Source organism: Jiangella endophytica (assembly GCF_003427025.1).
Lineage (GTDB): Bacteria > Actinomycetota > Actinomycetes > Jiangellales > Jiangellaceae > Jiangella > Jiangella endophytica.
The window spans coordinates 88,269-108,794 of the sequence record NZ_QVAI01000005.1 but is presented as its reverse complement, the minus strand read 5'-3'; the positions used below and the strand labels follow the sequence as shown (position 1 = coordinate 108,794).

Annotated in this window: 19 protein-coding genes; 11 read left to right on the top strand and 8 right to left on the bottom strand. The window is 68.4% G+C overall.

All coding sequences use genetic code 11. The features are described 5' to 3' along the window. Positions 1-9: 9 nt before the first annotated feature. The 3 genes from DZA62_RS12290 to DZA62_RS12280 all read right to left on the bottom strand — a co-directional run bounded on the left by DZA62_RS12290 (position 10) and on the right by DZA62_RS12280 (position 2,628). Positions 10-939: a zinc-dependent alcohol dehydrogenase gene (locus tag DZA62_RS12290; protein WP_198663685.1), complete on the bottom strand. Its 930-nt coding sequence runs from the start codon at positions 937-939 to the stop codon at positions 10-12. 139 nt (positions 940-1,078) lie between these two features. Continuing rightward, the gene (locus tag DZA62_RS12285) at positions 1,079-1,783 is read right to left on the bottom strand and encodes an SDR family NAD(P)-dependent oxidoreductase (protein ID WP_269813871.1); all 705 of its coding nucleotides are present in this window, start codon (positions 1,781-1,783) and stop codon (positions 1,079-1,081) included. Further along, positions 1,780-2,628: an SMP-30/gluconolactonase/LRE family protein gene (locus DZA62_RS12280; RefSeq protein ID WP_198663684.1), complete on the bottom strand. Its 849-nt coding sequence runs from the start codon at positions 2,626-2,628 to the stop codon at positions 1,780-1,782. Before DZA62_RS12280 ends, DZA62_RS12285 begins: the two co-directional genes overlap by 4 nt. 336 nt (positions 2,629-2,964) lie before the next feature. On the opposite strand from DZA62_RS12280, the gene DZA62_RS12275 reads away from it, so the two are divergent. Continuing rightward, entirely contained in the window at positions 2,965-4,095 is a 1,131-nt protein-coding gene (locus DZA62_RS12275; RefSeq protein WP_116949197.1) for a Gfo/Idh/MocA family protein, read from the top strand. Then, complete coding sequence (locus DZA62_RS12270; protein WP_116949196.1) at positions 4,092-4,994, top strand: sugar phosphate isomerase/epimerase family protein; 903 nt, start codon at positions 4,092-4,094, stop codon at positions 4,992-4,994. The genes DZA62_RS12275 and DZA62_RS12270 overlap by 4 nt, the downstream gene beginning before the upstream one ends. A 45-nt stretch (positions 4,995-5,039) precedes the next feature. Here the strand turns inward: DZA62_RS12270 and DZA62_RS12265 are convergent, their stop codons facing one another. After that, a complete protein-coding gene (locus DZA62_RS12265) occupies positions 5,040-6,080 on the bottom strand; it encodes a LacI family DNA-binding transcriptional regulator (RefSeq protein WP_232827428.1) in 1,041 nt (346 codons plus the stop codon). A 146-nt stretch (positions 6,081-6,226) separates the two neighbouring features. Here DZA62_RS12265 and DZA62_RS12260 point away from each other — a divergent pair, with 146 nt between their 5' ends. From DZA62_RS12260 to DZA62_RS12220, 9 genes are all read left to right on the top strand, one after another. Next, positions 6,227-7,501 carry a polysaccharide pyruvyl transferase family protein gene (locus DZA62_RS12260; RefSeq protein ID WP_157987619.1) on the top strand — a complete coding sequence of 425 codons (1,275 nt, stop codon included), beginning with the start codon at positions 6,227-6,229 and terminating at the stop codon, positions 7,499-7,501. Beyond that, positions 7,498-8,490 (top strand): ABC transporter permease, encoded by a 993-nt coding sequence (locus DZA62_RS12255; protein WP_116949193.1) that lies wholly within the window; start codon positions 7,498-7,500, stop codon positions 8,488-8,490. The genes DZA62_RS12260 and DZA62_RS12255 overlap by 4 nt, the downstream gene beginning before the upstream one ends. 89 nt (positions 8,491-8,579) lie before the next feature. Beyond that, entirely contained in the window at positions 8,580-9,383 is an 804-nt protein-coding gene (locus DZA62_RS12250) for a carbohydrate ABC transporter permease (protein ID WP_198663683.1), read from the top strand. 167 nt (positions 9,384-9,550) lie between these two features. After that, entirely contained in the window at positions 9,551-11,041 is a 1,491-nt protein-coding gene (locus DZA62_RS12245) for an extracellular solute-binding protein (RefSeq protein WP_157987618.1), read from the top strand. Between the two features lie 42 nt (positions 11,042-11,083). Continuing rightward, entirely contained in the window at positions 11,084-12,703 is a 1,620-nt protein-coding gene (locus DZA62_RS12240) for a right-handed parallel beta-helix repeat-containing protein (RefSeq protein WP_116949190.1), read from the top strand. 55 nt (positions 12,704-12,758) lie between these two features. Then, the gene (locus DZA62_RS12235; protein WP_116949189.1) at positions 12,759-13,775 is read left to right on the top strand and encodes a glycoside hydrolase 5 family protein; all 1,017 of its coding nucleotides are present in this window, start codon (positions 12,759-12,761) and stop codon (positions 13,773-13,775) included. Positions 13,776-13,862: 87 nt separating this feature from the next. Further along, on the top strand, positions 13,863-14,840 hold the full coding sequence (locus DZA62_RS12230) for a 5-dehydro-4-deoxyglucarate dehydratase (RefSeq protein WP_116949485.1): 978 nt from the start codon (positions 13,863-13,865) through the stop codon (positions 14,838-14,840). Then, the gene (locus tag DZA62_RS12225) at positions 14,837-16,105 is read left to right on the top strand and encodes a glucarate dehydratase family protein (RefSeq protein WP_116949188.1); all 1,269 of its coding nucleotides are present in this window, start codon (positions 14,837-14,839) and stop codon (positions 16,103-16,105) included. Before DZA62_RS12230 ends, DZA62_RS12225 begins: the two co-directional genes overlap by 4 nt. Continuing rightward, positions 16,080-16,994 carry an NAD-dependent epimerase/dehydratase family protein gene (locus tag DZA62_RS12220; RefSeq protein ID WP_116949187.1) on the top strand — a complete coding sequence of 305 codons (915 nt, stop codon included), beginning with the start codon at positions 16,080-16,082 and terminating at the stop codon, positions 16,992-16,994. The genes DZA62_RS12225 and DZA62_RS12220 overlap by 26 nt, the downstream gene beginning before the upstream one ends. On the opposite strand, the gene DZA62_RS12215 is transcribed toward DZA62_RS12220, so the two are convergent. Genes DZA62_RS12215 through DZA62_RS12200 form a run of 4 tightly spaced genes read right to left on the bottom strand, consistent with a single transcriptional unit; the run spans position 16,995 to position 20,508 of the window. Beyond that, positions 16,995-17,777 carry an SDR family oxidoreductase gene (locus tag DZA62_RS12215; RefSeq protein ID WP_116949186.1) on the bottom strand — a complete coding sequence of 261 codons (783 nt, stop codon included), beginning with the start codon at positions 17,775-17,777 and terminating at the stop codon, positions 16,995-16,997. Between the two features lie 6 nt (positions 17,778-17,783). Further along, positions 17,784-18,614, bottom strand: coding sequence for a 5-deoxy-glucuronate isomerase (locus tag DZA62_RS12210; RefSeq protein ID WP_116949185.1), 831 nt, complete (start codon positions 18,612-18,614; stop codon positions 17,784-17,786). Continuing rightward, entirely contained in the window at positions 18,611-19,678 is a 1,068-nt protein-coding gene (locus DZA62_RS12205; protein ID WP_116949184.1) for a glycoside hydrolase family 88 protein, read from the bottom strand. Before DZA62_RS12205 ends, DZA62_RS12210 begins: the two co-directional genes overlap by 4 nt. Then, positions 19,675-20,508, bottom strand: coding sequence for a FadR/GntR family transcriptional regulator (locus DZA62_RS12200; RefSeq protein WP_116949183.1), 834 nt, complete (start codon positions 20,506-20,508; stop codon positions 19,675-19,677). The genes DZA62_RS12205 and DZA62_RS12200 overlap by 4 nt, the downstream gene beginning before the upstream one ends. Positions 20,509-20,526 lie beyond the last annotated feature (18 nt).

Below are 20,526 nucleotides of genomic sequence, written 5' to 3'. Positions count from 1 at the left end.
TGAGACACGTCATGCTCCTTGCGCTGAGTCGAGCCGGATAACGACCTTTCCTCCGGCGGATCCGCCGCGTACACGCTCGAACGCCGCCTCCCACTCGTCGAGGGTGAAGACATCGGTGACCAGCGAACCGGGCCTGACCCGTCCGGACTCGACCAGCGAGATCACGTCGGGCCAGACACCCGGGCTTCCCAGCGAGCCGAGCAGCCGATGGTCATTGACGACGAGGGCGTCGACATCCATCGCCACTGTCTCGTGCCCGGTGAGCCCGACGACGACGAGCGTGCCGCCGGGTGACAGCGAGGCGTGTGCCAGCTCGAGGCCACCGGCCGATCCGGTCGCCTCGACCACCCAGACGTAGGTGCGTCCCGGATCGTGCGGACGCGCGCCGAGGGCGGTCGCTCGCTCGACCCGATCGGCTCGCCTGTCCGCCACGGAGACGTCACAGTTCAGGGATCGCGTCAGGACCGCGATGGCGAGCGCGCCGATCGTGCCGGCGCCCACGACGAGTACCGATTCCCCGGGCGGGATCCCGGCCCGCCTGACTGCTCGGTAGGCGACCGCGAGCGGCTCGATCAGCGCTGCATCGAGTGGGTCGACGTGGGGAGCTATGACGTGCGTAGCGCGGGCCGGCAGCCGCAGTTCGGTCGAGAGAGCACCGTCGAGACCGAGGATCCCGGTCTCACGCCGGCTCGGACACTGGTGGTACGCACCGGCCCTGCAGATGCCGCACACCGCGCAGCCGATCGAGCATTCGCCGACGACGCGATCACCCGGCCGGACTTCTGCGACCTCCTGGCCGACTGCGAGGACCCTGCCGGTCCACTCGTGCCCGGGCACAACCGGGTAACGCGAAGCGCCGGTGCGCAGGTAGATCAGCGTTCCGTCCAGTATCTCGAGGTCCGTGGCGCAGATCCCGACGGCCTCCGGCGCGACGACCACCTCTTCCGCGCCGAGTCGCGCCGGCTGCGATCCGGACCGGATCAGTGCTGCCGACCCCGCCGAGCTGACCTGAAGCTGCCGAATCAACGTTCACATCCTTGTCCGTCGTTCACGCGGGACTCGTCCTGGCGTGCCGGCGTCAGTCGGTGAGCCGGATGCCCGACAGGCCGCCGTCGACCGGCAGATCGATACCGGACACCTCGAGATCGGGGTCGGCTAGATAGGTGACGGCTCGCGCGACAGCACCGGCGGAGATCAACTGACCCAGTGGCTGGCGGCGACGCATCGATCGCAGGAATTGCTCGGGATCGCTGCTCAGACCGGCGTTGCGTCGAACCCACGGGCCGTCGACCGTCGCCGGGGAGACACTGTTGACACGGATGCCGCGTCGCGCCTCGTCGGCCGCGATGGCGCGGGTCATGGCGAGCAACGCACCTTTGGACGCGCTGTAGACCACTCGGTCGGCGAAGCCGACACTCGCGACGATCGAGCACGTGTTGACGATGGCGCCGCTCCCCGCCGCCCGCATGCTGGGCAGCACAGCAGCCGTCATGTGCGCGGCGCCGAGTACGTTGACTGCGAATACGAGCTGCCAATCCTCCGGCTCGGCCGACACCACATCGCCCGCCGCGCCGACGCCGGCGTTGTTGCAGAGCACGTCGACCCGGCCGTGCCGATCGAGGATCTCGCGAGTGGCCTGTCGGCAGGCGGCGGGGTCGGTGACGTCGAATCCGGAGGCGATGTCGAGCCCCACGACGACGTCACCCAACTCCTCGAACGCCTTGGTGATCTCCGTGCCGATGCCTCCCACGGCACCGGTGACGACGACGACACGCGCGTTCACACGCCCTCCTGGATGGTCGGACCCGACGCCGATGCGCCGAACAGGGTCACCGGTCTGCCGCGGTGGCCCGTCCTGGCGGAGAAGATGTGACCGGCGCCCGGCTGGGAGCGGAGTTGTTCCGCCGTGAGGTTCTCCCGCGAGGTACTGATGTAGAGCTGATCGAGTTCGGGCCCGCCGAAACAGCACGACGTGACCAGGCGCGCGCCGGGAACCTCGACGATCAGGTCCAACGCGCCGGCCGCGGTAAAGCGGCGCACTTGCCCGCCGCCGTACAGAGCGACCCACACCCCGCCTTCGGCGTCGACCGTGAGTCCGTCCGGCAGACCCGCCCCGTCCTCGATAGTGGCGAACTCGCGGCGCCTCGACAGCTCTCCGGCGTCGAGGTCGTAGTCGAAGGTATCGATCCTGAGGGTCGGGCTGTCCACGTAATACGCCGTTGCTCCATCCGGAGACCAGTCGATGCCGTTGCTGATCGTGACGTCGGTGAGGACAGTCGTCAGCTGCCCGTCCGTGTCCAGTCGGTACAACCTGCCCGCGCCGTCGGCGAAGTCGTAGGCCATGGTGCCGACGAGGAGCCGGCCGCGCGGGTCGACGTTGGCGTCGTTCATCCGCGCCCCCGGAGACTCGGCCAGCGGCGCGGCGAGCATCCGCAATGACCCGTCGCGCACCATCGCCACACCTTCCCTGACCGCGACCACCAGACCGCCGCCGACGGCCGGATGCCCGTAGCTCAGCTCATGCTGGAATTCGGTCGTGGAGGTGCGACCGTTTCGCGGATCGTGACTGAACAGCCGGCCGGTCGGAATGTCCACGAAGAGCAGTCGTTGCGCGATCGCGTCCCACACGACCGCCTCCGCATGCTCCGCGCCGACCTGGACTGCGATCGCCGCTGGCAGAGACGTGCTCAACGTCTTGCCTCAGAGCGTGTCGGGCGCGGGCCGGGGACACCGCGGGACCGTGGTGGGGGAGTCGCGATCCGCTTGACAGCGGTGATAAATCCATTAATCATGTCCGCAGCATAGCGCGTTCGGAGGACCGGTGTGACCCGGGAGGCGGCGCCGGTGGCGATGCCGACGACAGGACCGCGTGTGCCAGGCGCCGAACGGCCCGACTCGATCGAGCCCGCCGTGCGCTCCAGCGGTTCCTGCTTGTTCTGATCAGGGCTACAGAGCGGAGACTTCATGAGGAACGAACCCTTTCGAGTGATGATCGTCGGCGGTGGTGTCGTCGGCAGACACCACCAGAAGGTCATCGAACGTCATCCACGCTTCGACATCACCGCGCTCGTCGACGGGGATCCCGCATCTCTCGAGGCGTTCATCGCCGACCGCGAGACCGCCGGAGCGCCACCGGCATGCTTCGCCGACCTCGAGAGCGCGGTGGCGAGTCGCGAAGCCGACGTCGTCGTCATCTGCACGCCGAGCGGACTCCACGCCGAGCAGGCCTTGACGGCGGCTTCAGCGGGTCTCCATGTCCTCATCGAGAAGCCACTCGACGTCACGGTGGCCGCGGCCGCCGATCTGGTCGACTACGCACGCTCGCGCTCCGGGTCGGGCCAGGTGCTCGCCGTCGTCAGCCAGCACCGCTTCGATCCGGCCAGCGCGGCCGTCAAGAAGCTCATCGAGGACGGTGCTCTGGGCCGGGTCACCTCGGCCACGGCCACCATGGGCTGGTACCGCAGCCAGGAGTACTACGACAAAGCGGGCTGGCGAGGCACCTGGCGGCTCGACGGTGGCGGCGCCGCGATGAACCAGGGGGTGCACACCATCGACCTGCTCCGATGGCTGGTCGGCCGGCCGAGGAGGATCAGTGCCTACACGGCGTTGGTCGGCCACGGCGGAATCGAGGTCGAGGACACCGCGGTCGCCATCGTCGAGTTCGCCACCGGAGCCCTGGCGACGCTGCATCTGACGACGTCGGCCTTCCCCGGATCACCGGTTCGGATCCAGATCCATGGCACGCACGGTACGGCCGTGATCGAAGACGACCGGCTCGCCTCTGTGCACTGGTCGACCGACAACAGTCAGGAAGCCGTCGCGGCGGCCAAGGCCGACGACAAGGCGGCGACCCTGGTGCCGGCGGACGAGCTCACCTCTGCCGGCCGGCACGACGATGCGTACGTTCGCGGCCATCTGCGGCAGTACGACGATCTGGCCCGGGCGATCGACACCGGCACGACGCCGTGCGTCGACGTGCTCGACGCACTCGAGTCACTGGCACTCACTCGCGCCATCTATCGGGCGGCGGAGAGCGGGAACAGCATCACCTTCGACTCCGAGCTCGAGCCGCTGAACGCGGGGTCGACCCGATGAGCGCCGCCGGCGGTGACGCACTCAGCCGGGCGCCCGTGGGATCGCCCACGATCGGCGTCCAGGCGATGATGCTGCGCGAGCAGGTCCGGGAGCAGGGCGCCTTCCCCGTGTGGAAGCGCCTGGCCGATCTCGGCTTCCGTTCGGTCGAGGTCTCCCAGATCCCGCTGACGCCGGACACCGTGCGCGACATCCGGCGCGGTGTCGACGAGCTCGGGATCCGGGTCGCCGCCATGTCGGCGCGCATGGGGCCGGCCGGAGGGCCGAACGATTCGTTGATCGAGCAGTTCGACAAGGTCGTCGCCGACTCGCGGGCGCTGAGCACCGACATGATCCGCATCGGGATGATGCCGATGGAGGCTCTGGAGTCGCTCGACGCCCTCCTCGCCTTCAGCCGCGCGACCGAGGAGAAGGCGCGGGCACTGGCGGACGAAGGCATCGGGCTTTGCTACCACAACCACCACATTGAGTTCGCCCGGATCGAGGGCCGGCACCTGCTCGAGATCATTCGTACGGAGGCGCCCAGCCTGCGGTTCGAGCTCGACGTCCACTGGATCCACCGTGGCGGCATGGACCCGGTCCGGGTGCTCGCCGACTATGCGGGCGTGGTCGACCTCGTGCACCTGAAGGACTACCGGGTCTCGATTCCTCCAGCGGAGGCGTTCGCCGCCCTGTCGGCCGGCGACCGGGCACGCTGGAACGAGCACTGGTCCACGATCGTTCAGTTCGCCGAGGTCGGAGCGGGCAACCTCGACTTCACCGCGATCATCGATCAGGCGCTGGCCAGCGGCGCCCAGCACCTGCTGATCGAGCAGGACGAGCTGTACGGTCGCGACATCTTCGACTGCCTCGCCGACTCGCGCGATCGCCTTGTCGCGTTCGGGTACGCCTCATTGCTCTGAGCTGAGCGGGCATCGGCGATCCGCGATGGCACCACTGTTCGCAGGTCACGTGCGACGACGGTGCCGCGTTCTGCTCGGCGGTGCGGTCGATTGACGCTGGATCACCACGGGAGGAGGATCCGATACGAGCACGGACTCGGCCGGCTCGCCGGCGATGAGACGCAACAGGGTCTCGAGTCCCTTCCGTCCTGCCTCCTCGACGGGCATCTTGACGGTGGACAGGGACGGGCGCGTCAGGCCTGCAGCGTCGATGTCGTGGTAGGCGATCACGGACACGTCGTCAGGTACCCGCAGGCCGAGGTCGACCACGGTGGCCATCGCAGCAGGAGCTGCGACGACGTTGTCGACGACGATCCCGGTGGGCGGCGTCGCTGCCTGGAAGAGCTTCCGGATCGCGGCGGCGATCTCCGCTTCGCCGTAGCCCACGGCGAGGATGCTCTGCGAGGTAAGTGGGAGGTCGTGCTCTGCCAGTGCGGCGCGGAAGCCTCGGGATCGAGCAGCGTCATCGGGGATATCGTGGCGCGGCCCGCCGATCATCGCGATGTGCTCGTGGCCCAACTCGATCAGATGCTCGGCCGCGGCGCGCACGCCGGGCTCGTCGTCGACCCAGACACAGACATGGTCGTGGCCCGGGAACGGTTCGTGCAGGATGACGAGTGGAACCCCGCGTGCGGTCAGGTCGGCCACAGCCTCGTTGCCCACGGAGGTCGTGCGGACGATGAAGCCGTCGACGATGCCCGTCCCCGAGAGCCGGGTCATCAGGTTGCTGACCTTCCCGTCGGCGACGATCCAGTTCGCATCGGTCAGCATCAGGACGAGACCCTCGTCCTGGGCCAGTTGCTGCATCCCTTCCATCGCCCGGGCGAGCACCGCGTTCGTCACCCTCGGGATCACGACCGAGATGACACCGGCGTGCGAGGAGCGCAGGGCGCGCGCCGCGTGGTTGCGGCGGTAGCCGGTGGCTTCGACGGTGCGCAGGACGCGCTGCCTGGTCTCCTCGCTGAGGCGCACGTTGCCCGACCCGCCGGAGACCACCGCCGAGACCACGGCGACGGAAACGCCGGCCTTCGCGGCTACCTCACGCATCGTCACCACCCTCGGATGATACTGCGGCGCCCAGTCGATGCGTCCTCCGCCCGGGACCGGCCCGAGTTGTGTCAGCTGCTGCGATGACGTCTTGACAGAGTTGATAAATCCATTAATCTGCTGGAAATCGAATTTGGAGGACAGGCGTGACCCTTCGGCTCCTGTTGGTCTGCGGATGGCAGGTCATCAACATCGGCGACGTGGCGCACACCCCCGGCGCCCTCCACGCGTTCCAGGAATTCGGTGACGACGTCGAGATCCGGCTGTGGCTCTGGGGCGAGGTCGACGACCGGGAACGGGCGATGTTCGCGAAGCACTTTCCGGACGTCACCGTGATCGACGGCGGGCTCGACGCGACCGGCCGCCCGTCGCCGCAACTTCTCGAGGAGTTCGAGCGTGCCGACATCCTCGTCCATGGCCCGGGCCCGCTGCTGGTCGCCCGTGACGCACTGCTCGCCTGGCGAGGAAGGACCAAGAAGCCCTACGGCATCTTCGGTGTCACCTTCGACCCGATCGCGCCCTACCCGGCGACGCTCACCGATCTGGCCGAGATGGTGGCCCGGATCGACGGGCAGATCCTGAGTCCGACGGACCAGGCACTGCTGGCGGGGGCGGAGTTCATCTACTGCCGGGACTCGCTCTCCGTGGACTTCCTCGAGCGCCAGCAAGTCGGGGCGCCCATCATCGAGTTCGGCCCGGACGCGACGGTGATGATGACCAGCGCCGACGACGCCGCGGCGGAGGAGATCCTGGCGACCTACGGATTGGCACCGGGAAACTACCTGTGCCTGGTGCCGCGGATGCGGTACAGCCCGTACCACGACCGGCGGAAACGCCCGCTGGACACCGAGGACCACCGGAAGTCGGCCATCACGCAGTTCCATCTGGATCGCGACATGGCCTTCCTCGCGGACGTCGCCACCTCCTGGGTGCGTGAGACCGGCCGGCCGGCATTCGTGGTCCCGGAGATGACCTACGCCGTCGCGCTCTCCGCGCGGTTCTTCGACCACACGCTCGCCGCCGATGTCGCGGACTCGATCCACGTCCTCCCGCGGTTCTGGTCGGTGACCGAGGCGGTTGCCGTCTACGAGCGGGCTGCGGCGGTGGTGAGCATGGAGTGCCACTCGCCGCTGCTGGCGACGGCGGTCGGCACACCCGCGATCTACATCCGGCAGCCCACCGACACGATCAAGGGCCAGATGTATCACGACCTGGGTCTGGTGGACGAGGTGCACGAGATCGACGACCTCATGACGCCCGCGGCGGTGGCCACATGGGTCAGTTCGGTCGGCGCCGACCCGAGCGCGGCCCGGGCGCGTGCGGACGAAGCGCGCAGCCGGGCCTGGCGGAGGCTCGCCGGCATGGTGGAGTCCGTACAGGCCACTGCCGTGCGCACCATGCCCAAGGGATCACGGCAATGAAGCCGGGCCTGCTGGTGCGCAAGCGCTCCGTGGAACCCAGAGCGCCGGCCCCTCGGCCGAATGACGCGACGACAGTGTCCGGGCACCGGCGATCCCGCTGGCGGAAGGACCGGGTCCTGATCGGGCTCGCGGCTCCGGGATTCCTGGCAGTCGTTCTGTTCAACTATGTGCCACTGCTGGGCAACGTCGTCGCGTTCCAGGACTTCCAGCCCTATCTCGGCGTCGCCGGCTCCCAGTTCATCGGTTTCGACAACTTCGACATCATCATCTCCGGCGATGCCGAGTTCCTGAACGCCCTGCGTAACACGCTGGTCATCACCTTCATCCAGGTGGTTCTCGTGTTCCCGCTGCCGATCTGCTTGGCGCTGCTCCTCAATTCCTTGATGAACGACCGCGTGAAGGTGCTGGTCCAGTCGGTTCTCTACCTGCCTCACTTCCTGTCCTGGGTGATCGTGGTGGCGCTCTTCCAGAACATGTTCGGAGCGACCGGTCAGTTCAACAGCATCCTCGCGGCGACGGGTCTCCCAGGGGTCACGATCATGGGGGTGCCCGAGCTGTTCAAGGCCGTGATTACGAGCCAGGTGATCTGGAAGGACACGGGCTGGTCGGCGATCATCTATCTCGCGGCGCTCTCACGGGTGGACACGAATCTGTACGAGGCCGCGGCGCTCGACCGCGCGGGGCCCTGGCAGCGGTTGTGGCATGTCACGCTGCCGGCGATCAGGCCCGTGATCATCCTGCTGCTGATCCTGAAGCTGGGTGACGCGCTGAGTGTCGGATTCGAGCAGATCCTGCTGCAGCAGGCCCCGGTGGGCACGTCCGTGAGCGAGGTACTGGACACCTACGTCTACAACAACGGAATCGTCGGTCAGAACTGGGGCGTCGCGGCGGCGATCGGTCTGGTCAAAGGCATCGTGGGCGTCATCCTGGTGCTGGCCGCGAACCGCGTCGCTCATGTGTTCGGCGAGCGCGGGGTGTATCAGCGATGAGGCGAACCGAACGTCCCGTCTGGATGGGACCCGTCTCCTGGCCGGCGGTTGTCCTGCGTGCGGCCGTACTCCTCGTCGCGTGCCTTGCCGTGTTGCTGCCGTTCCTGTCGGTCGTCATGACGAGCCTGGCCGGTCAGGAGGAGATCAACGAGGCCGGAGGGTTCGTTCTCTGGGCGGCGGAACCCACCCTGAATGCCTACCGGGCGGTGCTGTCCGGTGGGGTGGTCACCCAGGCCATGATCGTCTCGATCGGAGTGACGGCCGTCGGCACCGCGGTGTCATTGCTGTCGACGATCGGCCTGGCGTACGGGCTGTCGCGGCCGGGATCGCTGGGCCACGGGCTCATGCTGCGCGTCACCTTGTTCACGCTCTTCTTCACCCCCGGCATCATCCCGATGTATCTCCTGGTGCAGCATCTCGGCCTGATCGACCAGTGGGCCGCGCTGATCCTGCCCGTGATGGTGAACGCCTTCAACGTCATCGTGATGCGATCGTTCTTCCTCGACATGCCGGGCGAGCTGATCGAGGCGGCGAAGATCGACGGCGCCAGCGAGTTCGCCACGCTGGTCCGGATCGTCCTGCCGCTGTCGCGTGCGGTGGTCGCCGTCGTCGGACTCTTCTACGCAGTGGCGTACTGGAACGCGTTCTTCACGGCATTGCTCTACATCCAGTCCCCGGAGAAGTGGCCACTGTCCCTCGTGCTCCGGACCTTCGTCGTCGACCAGACGCCCATCGGCGCCGACGAACTATCGGCGGGCAGCACCGCGCTGCCGCCGCAAACAGCCATCCAGACCGCCATCATCGCGCTGTCCGTCATTCCGGTGCTGGTGATCTATCCATTCCTGCAAAAGCACTTCAGGGCAGGACTGCTGGTCGGGGGAGTCAAAGGCTAGACAAGGATCGCTGAGAATCGGAGGAGACAATGATGTTTCTCGACGCGCCGCTGTCTCGGCGCACCTTCCTCAGAGCCATGGGCGCTACGGCTGGAGTAGCCCTGGTGGGAGGACCCCTCGCGGGGTGCTCGAACGGACCGAGTTCGTCCGCCCCTGCCGCCGGCTCGGTGGAACTGCCGACGTACCAGCCGGGCGCCGGCCCGGTACCGGACCTCACCAGCAAGCACGCGCGGGGTTCCGGCGCCTTCCTCACCTACCCGAGCGATCGCAAGTGGGTGTACTCCAAGCCGCCGCTGAACGGCGACTTGGTGCGGGTCCAGACGTACACGTCCGACCCAGTCGCGCCGCCGCTGGAGAAGAACGTCATGTGGCAGGCGATCAACGAGGCAGCCGGCGGCGAGATCGACGTGCTCTACACGCCGTCGGCCGACTATCCGCAGCGGTTCGCCACCCTGATCGCCGGCGGTGACCTGCCGGACATGGTCAGCATCCAGGTCAACTCGGTGCAACAGCTGCCGTCGTTGCTGAAGGCCAAGTTCAGCGACCTCAGCGAGCACTTGTCGGGCGACGCCGTCACGAAGTACCCGAGTCTGGCCGGCTTGCCTGCCGAGGCCTGGCAGTCGGCGATGGTGGACGGCAGGATCTGGGGAGTTCCGATCACTCGTTCGCCTCTGGGCAACACGCTGTACATTCGGGCCGACTTGCTGGCCGCCCGCGGCCTGCCCGAGCAGCCCAAGGACTTCGACGAGTTTCGTGCGGTGCTGATCGGGATGACCGACGAGCGCGCGCGCCGCTGGGCCGTCGCGGAGCCGACGGCGATGCTGGCCTTCCTTGCCTCGACGTACGGCGTCGCCGTGCCATGGCACTCGATCGACGGCAAGCTGGTGCACAGCATCGAGACGCCGCAGTACCAGGAGGCGCTCGCCGACGGCCGGGCGCTGGTCGAGGCGGGCGTGTTCCACCCGGACGGCGTGGGGTCGTCCAACAACCAGCGCAACGACTGGTTCACCAGCGGGACAGTGGCGATGACGCTGGCTGGGTACTCGGGGTGGAGCAAGTATCCAATGTGGGGCGAGGGCATTCCCGGCTACCGGATGGGCGGCATGGCGCCCTTCGGGCGGAACGCGGGAATCCAGCCCGACATCATCGGTGGCCAGGTCGCCGGAACGATCACCGCGATCGCCAAGGGCAGCCCGGTCGAGAAGATCCTCCCGCTGCTGGACTGGCTGGCCACGCCATTCGGAACCAACGAGTACCTGTTGCGGCAGTACGGGATCGAAGGAACCACCTTCTCCTGGCAAGGGACCGAGCCGGTCCTCAACTCAGTCGGCGAGAACCAGCGACTGGTCCCGTTCTGGTCCATCAGCTCTGGACCGTGGGTGCTGTACAACCCCGGCAAGCCCGACGTCACGCGGGCGCAGTTCGACTACCAGGAGCAGGCGATCGGCCTCCTGAAGGATAACCCGACCACTGGCCTGTACTCGGAGACGCAGGTAGCAAAGGGAGCGCAGCTGACCAAACTCATCACCGATGGCGTGGGTGAGGTCCTCCTCGGCCGCCGGCCGGTCTCTGCCTGGCCGGAGATCGTCGAGAACTGGAAGAACCGCGGGGGCAACGCCGCCCGCGACGAGTACCAGGAGGCCATGGCGAATGGCTGAGCTGCGAATCCACGCCGCAACCGTCCAGGAAGAGGTGCCCAGATGATCAATCGCAGGTCGTTCCTCGCCGGGGTCGGAGCAGCGGCGGTCACGGTCGCGACCCCGGCCGGCGGCAGTGCGTCGGTCTCCGGGCGCTCGCCGCGTGGCATGTGGCAGTCGTCGATCGTGAGCAGGTCGGGCGGCACCCTGGCGTACGTCCGCGATTCCGAGGGCAACCGGGTACCTGACTTCTCCCGGGCGGGTTATCGCAGCGGGCCGGCCGAGCCGGCTCACGTTCCGGCGGCCATCACGGTCCAGCCGGTGGCAGGCGACAACGCCGCGCATCTGCAGGCCGCGATCGACTCCGTGGGTGCCCTGCCCGTGGGGCCGGACGGTTTCCGCGGCGCGGTTCAGCTCGCGCCGGGAGTGTACGAGCTCGCCGGCACGCTCCGGCTGCGGCACAGCGGCGTCGTGCTCCGGGGCAGCGGAGACGGTGACGATCCCGCCGAGAACACGATCCTCAGGGCCGTCGGCGTCGATCCCGCCCGGGGGGTGGTCGTCATGGTCGGCAAAGGCCCCGGAGCCGAGTGGAAGGACGTGCTCAGCGGATCGCGGATCGACATCACCAGCGACCTCGTCCAGGTCGCCGAGGACACGTTCACCCTCGCCTCCGCGGGCTCGCTGGTGCCGGGGTCGCAGATCATCGTCGAGCACCCCTGCACTCAGGCGTGGCTCGACGCGATCGGCGGCGGGGGCACCGCCACGGATGCGCCGTGGTCGGTCGGGCTGCTGCCGATCCGCTTCCACCGCTACGTGGAGGACCTTGACGGCACGACCGTTCGCCTCGATGCGCCGGTGTTCAACCACCTCGACCGGAGCCTCAGCCAGTGCAGCGTCTACCAGCTCGCCGATCCGAGCGTCGTGCGGGAGGTCGGCGTAGAGAATCTCCGGGTCGATGTGGAGATCTACACGGATCCGGACGTCAACGGCGCTCACGCCAAGGTCGCCATCCGGCTCCATGGCGCCGAGAACGCCTGGGTTCGTGATTGCACCATGGTCCACTTCGGCTTCGCCGGCGTGGAGACGATCGAGGCGACCAGGTCGACGATCGAGAGGTGCCGGGCACTGGATCCCGCCTCGGCGATCACCGGCGGCGATCGGTACAACTTCAACGTCGCGCGGAATTCCCAGCTGATCCTGTTCCGGGACTGCCACGCCCGCGCCGGCCGCCATTCGTACGTCTCGAACGGAACGAGCACGGTGTCCGGCATCGTCTTCCAGCGCTGCGTCTCCGAGGGAAGCCTCAACGCGAGCCAGCCGCACCGGCAGTGGAGCCAGGGCATGCTGTACGACCAGCACAGGGAGGTCGACCCGGTGTTCTCGGTGACGCTTACGCTGCACAACCGGGGGGACTTCGGCACCGGCCACGGCTGGACGACCGCGCACTCCGTCGCCTGGAACTGCGACGTCGCCGGGACGACGCTGGTCGTGCAGAAGCCGCCTACCGCACAGAACTACGCGATCGGCTGCCAAGGCAACGTGACCGGCGTCGGTTCGTTCGTCCAGCCGGCCGGCTGGATCGAGGGCGTCAACCAGCCCGGTCTGTGCCCGGAGTCGTTGTATGCGGCCCAGACGGCGGCCGCGGCCAGGTCGCGGGGCGCCGGTCGCCGGCCGTTCGCCTGAGCGGCGGTCACCCGGCACAGGAGCACATGGCCATGCAGATGCGAAGGAGACATGGGTGGCACTCGAGGCACGGGACTATCGAGGCTTCAACTATTCGGGCTCATGGGGAACCAGTGGTCTCGATCTGTGGCAGCACCACGACCACGGCTTGATGGCCACCGAAGTCGCACGCGGCAAGCGGTACTTTCCGCAGTGGAATGTTGCGCGATGGTGGCTCTCCTACGAGGCGTTCCAACGCGATCCGGGGCGGTTCCTTGCGAATTTCGACGCGGGTCTCGGCGTCTTCGCCCAGCACGGTATCGAGGTGATGCCCGTGGTTTTCAACCGCTGGCGGGATCCGACCTGCGACTTCGGCGGGGTCTCGCTGGAGCACATCGTGCCGGGCTACCGGCACGGCAACACGCCGGACATGTGGACGGACCCCGATCCGTCCCGGGTCGATGTGCCGCGAGTCCAGATGCTCTTCGGCCGGTACCTGACGCGGGTCGTCGGGGCGCACGTCGATGATCCGCGCATCGTGGCCTGGGACATCTGCAACGAACCGTTCTCGGGACCGTATCTCAAGGACGACGATTCCGAAGTCCGTGCGGCCGAAGTGCGCTGGCTGACCTGGTGCCACGACGTGATCAGATCCCTGGCTCCCACTCAACCGCTCACGATCAGCAACCTCTTCACTCCGATCTCGATGCGCCTCACCGAAGCGATCAGTGACGTCATCTCCGTCCATGCCTACTACCGAGGCGACCTCACGGACCGGGAGAGGACGGCCGCGTGGGAGGACAGGCTCGATGAAGCGGTCTCGCTGGCGAAGGACAGCGGGAAGGACCTGGTGGTCACCGAGACCATCTGGGGTGCCACGGACGATGCGGTGCGCTCGGCGCTGATCGAGTACACGCTCGGACAACTCCAGGCTCGCGACATTGGATTCATCGTCCACGCGCTGCACCACAGTCTCGTCGCGGACCTGCACGGGCCCGAATACGGACCGGTCGGCGAGCCGGAGACCATGCACTTCATCAACCCGGACGGTTCGCTGCGCCGCGGCCACGACGCCTTCAACCGTTTCGCCTGAGCCACGAACCGCTCGACGATCGCGATCGTCGAGCGGTTCGTAGCGACCGGCGGCCACACCCGTATTCGATCTTGGGACGTGATGATGATGTTTCCGCCGGGGCTGCTCGCCTTCCCCCTGACACCGTTCGCCGACGACGACACTGTCGCGTCTGACGTCTTCGCTCGACACCTGGAGCGTCAGCTGGACGCGCGGAGGCCGATCGGCGACGAGGCGTCGAGCCCGTCGGCCTGGTTCGTGGCGTGCGGGACGGGTGAGTTCAGCGCGTTGTCGATCGCCGAGTATCGCGAGCTCGTGCGCACGGCCGTCGAGGTGGTCGACGGCCGAGCGCCGGTCTACGCCGGAGCGGGAGGAGGCCCGCAGTTGGCACGGGAGTTCGCCCGTATAGCGGCCGAATGCAGGGCGGACGGCCTGCTTCTTCTACCGCCATACCTGGTCTCGTCAACGCCTGCGGGCGTGGTAGAGCACGTGCGCTACGTCGCCGCGGCCACGCCGTTGCCGATCGTCGTGTACAGGCGGGCCAACGCCGTCATCGATCCGGCCGCCGCGATAACGCTCATGGACATCCCGAACGTCGTCGGCATCAAGGACGGCGTCGGCGACATCGACGCGATGTCTCGGCTCGTGGCCGCTGCACGCACGAGCGGACATGCCCGTGCCGCGACCTTCGGATTCCTCAACGGACTCCCCACCGCTGAGGTGTCCGCGCCGGCCTATCGGGCGATCGGGGTGGACAGCTACTCTTCCGCGGTCCTGTCGTTCGCTCCCGACATCGCCCTGGCCTTCTACGACGCCTTGGTCACGGGCGCTACGGACGTACGCGAGCAACTGCTCGAGGCGTTCTACCTGCCGCTCACCCGGCTGCGTGACCAGGTCCCGGGATATGCGGTCGCCTTGGTCAAGGCCGGCGCCAGGCTCGACGGCGTGCCCGTCGGTTCGGTTCGCCCGCCGCTGGTCGAGGCGACCCCGGAGCACATCGACCGGCTCGGCCGGATCATCGACCAGGGCCGCGCTGTGCTGCGTGCCAAGTCGCTGAACCCCGAGGTCGCGGAGGCGACGAAATGACCGGCGATCTGCGCGTGACCGACGTCGAGGTCACGCCGATCGCGTTCCCCGATCCGCCGTTGCTCAACGCCGCCGGCGTCCACCAGCCTTGGGCGCTGCGAGCCATCGTCCAGGTCCGAAGCCGCGACGGGCTGGTCGGCCTCGGCGAGACATATGGAGATGCCGCGCACCTCGCTCTGCTCGATCGGGTCGCTCCGGCCCTCACCGGGCTCGACCCTTTCAACCTCTCCGACCTCCGATCCCGCATCGCCGCGGCACTCGGATCGGCCGACGCCGCTGACCGTCATGGGCTCATCGGGGCGTCCAGCCGGAGCAAGACCAGACAGCGCGTGCTGGCGTCGTTCGAGGTCGCCTGCCTGGACCTTCAGGGCCAGGTCGTCGGCCGTCCGGTGTGCGATCTTCTCGGCGGGAAGGTCCGCGACCGAGTCCCGTTCTCGGCGTACCTGTTCTACAAGTGGGCCGCCCATCCCGGCGCCGAGCCCGACGAATGGGGCGAGGCGCTCGATCCCGCCGGCATCGTCGCCCAGGCCCGGGCGATGATCGATCAGTACGGCTTCGGCTCGATCAAGCTCAAGGGCGGCGTCTTCCACCCCGACGAGGAGATCGCGGCCATCCGCGCACTCCGGGATGCCTTCCCGGACCATCCGCTCCGGCTGGACCCGAACGCCGCCTGGACCGTGCAGACCTCGATCGAGGTCAGCGCTGAGACCGACGGCCTCCTCGAATACCTCGAGGACCCCACCGCCACCATTCCCGGCATGGCCGAGGTCGCAGCCCAGGCGCCGATGCCGTTGGCCACCAACATGTGCGTCGTCGAACTCGATCACATCCCCGAGGCCTTCACCACAGCGGCCATCGGTGTCCTGCTCGCCGACCATCACTACTGGGGCGGGCTCATGCAGTCGACGCACGTCGCCACGATCTGCGAGACCTGGGGGGTCGGGGTGTCCATGCACTCCAACAGTCACCTCGGGATCAGCCTCGCGGCGATGACGCATCTCGGCGCGGCCATGCCCGCCCTGACCTACGCCGCGGACACGCACACGCCGTGGCAACTCGGTGTCGACGTCGTCGAGCACCCGCTCGCCTTCGCCGATGGCGCCGTCACTGTGCCGGGCTCGCCCGGCCTCGGCGTCACACTCGACCACGACGCACTCAGCCGGTTGCACGAGAACTATCTCAAAGCCGGGATCACGACGCGGGACGACACCGGCTACATGCGGTCCATCGATCCCGCGTATGACCGTCGGCGGCCGCGCTGGTGACGGCGGCGACAGCGACGGGGGAGACCCACACGTGACCGCGCAACGCGTTCTGATCACAGGCGTGTCGGGCCGAGGTGGCCGGCTCCTCGTACCCCGCCTCAGCAGGCCGGCCCGCAGCCTGCGCCTGCTCGACCTGGAGGCACCGTCGCCGCAGATCGTCCCCGCCGGTGCCGACGTCGTGATCGCCTCGGTCACCGACCTCGAGGCCATGACCGCCGCCTGTTCCGAGGTGGACGCCGTCGTGCATCTGGCCGGGCAGGCCGACGAGTCCACCTTCGACGTCGTCGTCGACCGGAACATCCGGGGCACTCACACAGTCCTGGAGGCCGCCCGCCGCACTGGAGCGCCTCGCGTCGTCCTTGCCTCGTCCCACCATGCCGCGGGCTTCCACGTACATGACGACCACGCCGATGCCGGACTTCCGGCCGACGCCGTGGGCCGGCCCGACACGCTCTACGGCTGGAGCAAGGTCGCCGCCGAGTCGCTGGGACGCCTGTATGCCGACCGATTCGGCATGCAGGTCATCGGCCTGCGCCTGGGCGGGTTACGCGCCGTCCCGGAGTCGCTCCGCGACCTGGCGGTGTGGCTGTCGCCGGACGACGGCGCCCGGCTGGTCGAGGCGGCTCTCACCACGACGGCGCCGGGGTTTCATCTGGTCTGGGGCATCAGCAGGAACACCCGCCGCTGGTTCACCCTCACCGAGGGCCGGCGTATCGGGTACGAACCTCGCGACGACGCCGAAGCTTATGCCGACGCCCTCATCGCCCGGTTCGGTGAGCCCGACTTCGCCACCGACCCGGCGCTCCGGCGTCTGGGCGCGGGGTTCTGCGATGCGCCCCTCGGCGTCCCGATGCACCGGAACCGGCCCGCGCTCGGCCGGAGCCGGTGATCAACGGCTGAGCCAGCCGCCGTCGACCGGCAGGACGACTCCGTGTACGTAGGCCGATGCCGCCGAGGCGAGGAAGACGGCGGCACCGGCGACGTCGCCGGGCCGGCCCCAGCGGCCGGCGGGGATGCGGCTGCCGATGGCGGACGAGCGGTCCGGGTCGGCGAGGAGATCGTGAGTGGCGGCGGTCTCGATGTAGCCGGGAGCGATGGCGTTGACGTTGATGCCCAGTGAGGCCCATTCGTTGGCGAGGGCCCGGGTGAGGCCGGCGAGGCCGCTCTTGCTGGCGGTATATCCGGCGACGTTGATGCCGCCCTGAAAGGAGAGGAGGGACGCGATGTTGACGATCTTGCCGCGGCACTGGCCCGCCGGCACGTCGCGGGCGGCGAAGTGGCGGCCGGCCGCCTGGGACAGCAGGAACGTCGCGGTCAGGTTCGTGTCGAGCACCGTCCGCCAGTCGCGCAGGGTCAGATCGAGACCGGGAGAGCGGGCGATGATGCCGGCGTTGTTGACCAGGATGTCCAGGTGCCCGGCCCGAGCGACCGCGGTGCCGATGATCTGGGTGCCTCCGTGGGCGTCGACATCGGCCAGATCGGCTTGGATCCCCACGAAGCGGCGTCCGGTGCTCTCGACCGCCTCGGCGGTGTCGTCGGCATCCCGGCGGTAGACGCCGACGACGTCGGCGCCGGCCTCGGCGAGAGCGACGGCGATGGCCTGTCCGATGCCGCTTCCGGCACCGGTGATCAGTGCGACTCTATCGGTGAGCTGGAACGACTCCAGGCCCATGCCAGGTCACCGTCCGATCGTCCGGCGCAGGTGGCCGATGGTGGTCTCCGCCTGGTGGTACCAGGCGTGGTCGGCATCGGTGAGTGGGCCGGCCTGCTTCCGGTCGCCGGCGAACAGGGCGAGGTACCACACCCGGTAACCGGGCGCGGCTGTGACGGTGTGGTAACCCGCGGGCATCTTGTGGATCGTGTTGTGCCGGACGATGAAGGCGTTGTCGCCGCCGACGCGGTCGCCGTAGAGCGCCGCGAGACCGAATCCGGTGGAGGGCTGTACGCGGTAGAAGTACATCTCTTCCTGGAAGACCTCGCCGGTCTCGGGGTCGTCTACCTCGTGGCGGTGCGGCGGGTACGTGGCCCAATTGCCGCTGGCCACGGTGACCTCGGCGACGAACAGCCGCTCGCTCGGCCGGCTGGCGTCGAGGAGGAAGTCGTAGTCGCGGGTGGTGTTGAAGACGCCCCAGGTGCCGGAGTGCACGTCGTCCGGAGCGACGACGTACGGCTCGATGACGGTGGCGCTCGGTGCCGAGCACAGTGCGAGCTCGGTGCCGACGGCGGTAGTGATCGTGACGTCCTGACCGCACGGTGCGTAGACCATCGACGGCTTCCCGGCGAACACGTCGGATCGGCCACCGACGTCGGCGAACGTCCGGTCGCCGACCTCGAGCGAGGCGGTCCCGGTGAGCACCACGACCGCGTACTCGCGATCAGTCGTGGCGAAGTGGTGCTGCTCGCCGGGGCGCAGTGTGATCAGTGTGAAGTCCAGGACCCGGCACGTGTTGTGCGCGAGCGTCGTGACGCCGGGCCGCGCCTCGAGCCGTTCGAAGTACGCGCTGCTCATGCCGTGGTACCGAGGAGTCCGGCTGCCCGCAGCTCGGCGGCGAGGCGGAGGAAGGCGCCGTTGCCGTACGTCCGCTCACCCATGCCGGAGCGCTTGTGGCTCTCCCAACCGCCGCGTCCGGCCGGCGTCTGGCAGCCCCGGACGGCACCGGCGCCGTCGACCCAGGTCACGACCTCGTGCCAGGTGCGGATGACCCGGGTAGCGGCGGAGCGGTTCAGCCAACCCTCGGCCAAACCGACCGCGATGCCCGTGGCGATCATCGTCGAGCCACTGGTCTCGAGGTGGGACTCGTCGTCGTCGGGTGTGATTCGCCAGAGGCCGGTCGGGTGCTGGAAACGGAGCAGCCCGGTGACCAGCGACCGGTACAGCTCCAGGAGTTCGGACCAGCCGGGTGTGTCGGCGGCAGTGTGTCGCAGGACGTCGGCGAATGACATCGCAACCCAGCCGTTGCCTCGCGACCAGAGCGAGCCCGTGTGTACGCCCGTGGCGGGATCGGTCTCGTGGAAGAAGCACCCGGTCAGCGGGTCGCGCAGGTGCCTGGCGTGCAGGAGGCATTGCCGGACGGCCTCGGTTGCGTACCTGCGATCTCCGAGGACGGCGTAGGCCCAGGCGAGCGGTGCTGCCGCGTAGTAGAGAGTGTCGACCCAAGGAGCCGGCGCCCAATGTCCGTGCGCGATCGTGCCGTCGTCGAGCCGCAGGCCTCCGTCGAGGATGTGGTCGGCGACCAGGCGGACAGCATCGAGGAGGCGCTCGTCCGGCTCATGTCGGTGAAGGGCCGCAAGAGCCATGGCGACACCCCAGTCGCCGCAGTACGTCGTCAGGTAGATGCCCTGCCTGTCCTCGCCGGAGTGTTGCCCGCTGAAGCCGGTCTCGGGTCGCGTCGTTGGTTGAGCGTCGAGGTGGTGGTCGGCCCACTGCCGAGCCCAGGACACCATCGCCTCGTCGTGCAAGGCGCCTCCGGCGAGCGTCAGCCCCAGTGGGACCAGCGTGTCCTCCCAGCCGGTGTTGAGCTCGCTGACGTCTCGCGACATGCAGCGCTTGGCCACCGCGTCGATGGCGGTCACAGGTCCTCCTCGGCGGAGCGTCGGGCGGTGATGGTCGTGATGGCGACATCGAAGTGCCGAGCCATGGCTCGTTCGGCGGCGTCGGCGTCGCCCGCGGCGACAGCGTGCAGGATGTCGTCGTGGATGGCCTGGACCACCTTGCGCGCGGCCGGCTGGTCGCGTGTCTCCAGGCCACGGCGGACGGCGTTGCGCAGCGCGCCGCGGATCGACTCCACCAGGAGGGCCATCATGGTGTTGCCGGTGGCCCGCGCCAGCTGGACGTGGAACTCGACGTCGAGATCGATGTAGTGCTCCTCGTCGTCGAGGTGATCGGCCATCGCCCGCGTGACCTCGGTGAGGCGTGCCAGGTCGTCGTCGCCACGTCGGCGAGCGGCGAGCGCGGCGGAGGTGATCTCCAGGCCGCGCCGGACCTCCAAGAGTTCCAAGACGGTGTCGTCGGCGCCGACGAGCGTGGCGCGATCGAAGAAGCCCAGCAGCGGATCGATCTCCACCGGCCTGATGATCGCCCCGGCCTGCCCATTGACGACATGGACGATGCCTTTCCCGGTGAGTTCGCGGATGGCCTCGCGGACCACGGGCCGACTGACGCCGAAGTCCTTGGCGAGCTGCACCTCGCTCGGTAGCCGGCTGCCCGGCCCCAGGCCCGCGTGCTCGATGTACCGCATGAGCTGGGCTGCGACCTGGTCTGCGCGCGTGTGCACCCGCACCTTCTCCAGAGGGGGTACGTCGCTGGTCGTCGGCATGCTGGACAGCATAGCCGCAGCTGTTAACCTGTCAAACAGCTTGATAGATTGGCTCGATGAGGACAGTGAGGAGCTCGATGTGGCCATCAGGGACGAGCCGTTGTC

What these genes read in the sequence shown, in the direction of transcription:
- DZA62_RS12275 (WP_116949197.1), top strand. Translation starts at nt 2,965, where the DNA reads ATGAGGAACGAACCCTTTCGAGTGATGATCGTCGGCGGTGGTGTCGTC.
- DZA62_RS12270 (WP_116949196.1), top strand. Translation starts at nt 4,092, where the DNA reads ATGAGCGCCGCCGGCGGTGACGCACTCAGCCGGGCGCCCGTGGGATCG.
- DZA62_RS12265 (WP_232827428.1), bottom strand. Translation starts at nt 6,080, where the DNA reads ATGCGTGAGGTAGCCGCGAAGGCCGGCGTTTCCGTCGCCGTGGTCTCG.
- DZA62_RS12255 (WP_116949193.1), top strand. Translation starts at nt 7,498, where the DNA reads ATGAAGCCGGGCCTGCTGGTGCGCAAGCGCTCCGTGGAACCCAGAGCG.
- DZA62_RS12240 (WP_116949190.1), top strand. Translation starts at nt 11,084, where the DNA reads ATGATCAATCGCAGGTCGTTCCTCGCCGGGGTCGGAGCAGCGGCGGTC.
- DZA62_RS12230 (WP_116949485.1), top strand. Translation starts at nt 13,863, where the DNA reads ATGTTTCCGCCGGGGCTGCTCGCCTTCCCCCTGACACCGTTCGCCGAC.
- DZA62_RS12225 (WP_116949188.1), top strand. Translation starts at nt 14,837, where the DNA reads ATGACCGGCGATCTGCGCGTGACCGACGTCGAGGTCACGCCGATCGCG.
- DZA62_RS12220 (WP_116949187.1), top strand. Translation starts at nt 16,080, where the DNA reads ATGACCGTCGGCGGCCGCGCTGGTGACGGCGGCGACAGCGACGGGGGA.
- DZA62_RS12215 (WP_116949186.1), bottom strand. Translation starts at nt 17,777, where the DNA reads ATGGGCCTGGAGTCGTTCCAGCTCACCGATAGAGTCGCACTGATCACC.
- DZA62_RS12210 (WP_116949185.1), bottom strand. Translation starts at nt 18,614, where the DNA reads ATGAGCAGCGCGTACTTCGAACGGCTCGAGGCGCGGCCCGGCGTCACG.
- DZA62_RS12200 (WP_116949183.1), bottom strand. Translation starts at nt 20,508, where the DNA reads ATGGCCACATCGAGCTCCTCACTGTCCTCATCGAGCCAATCTATCAAG.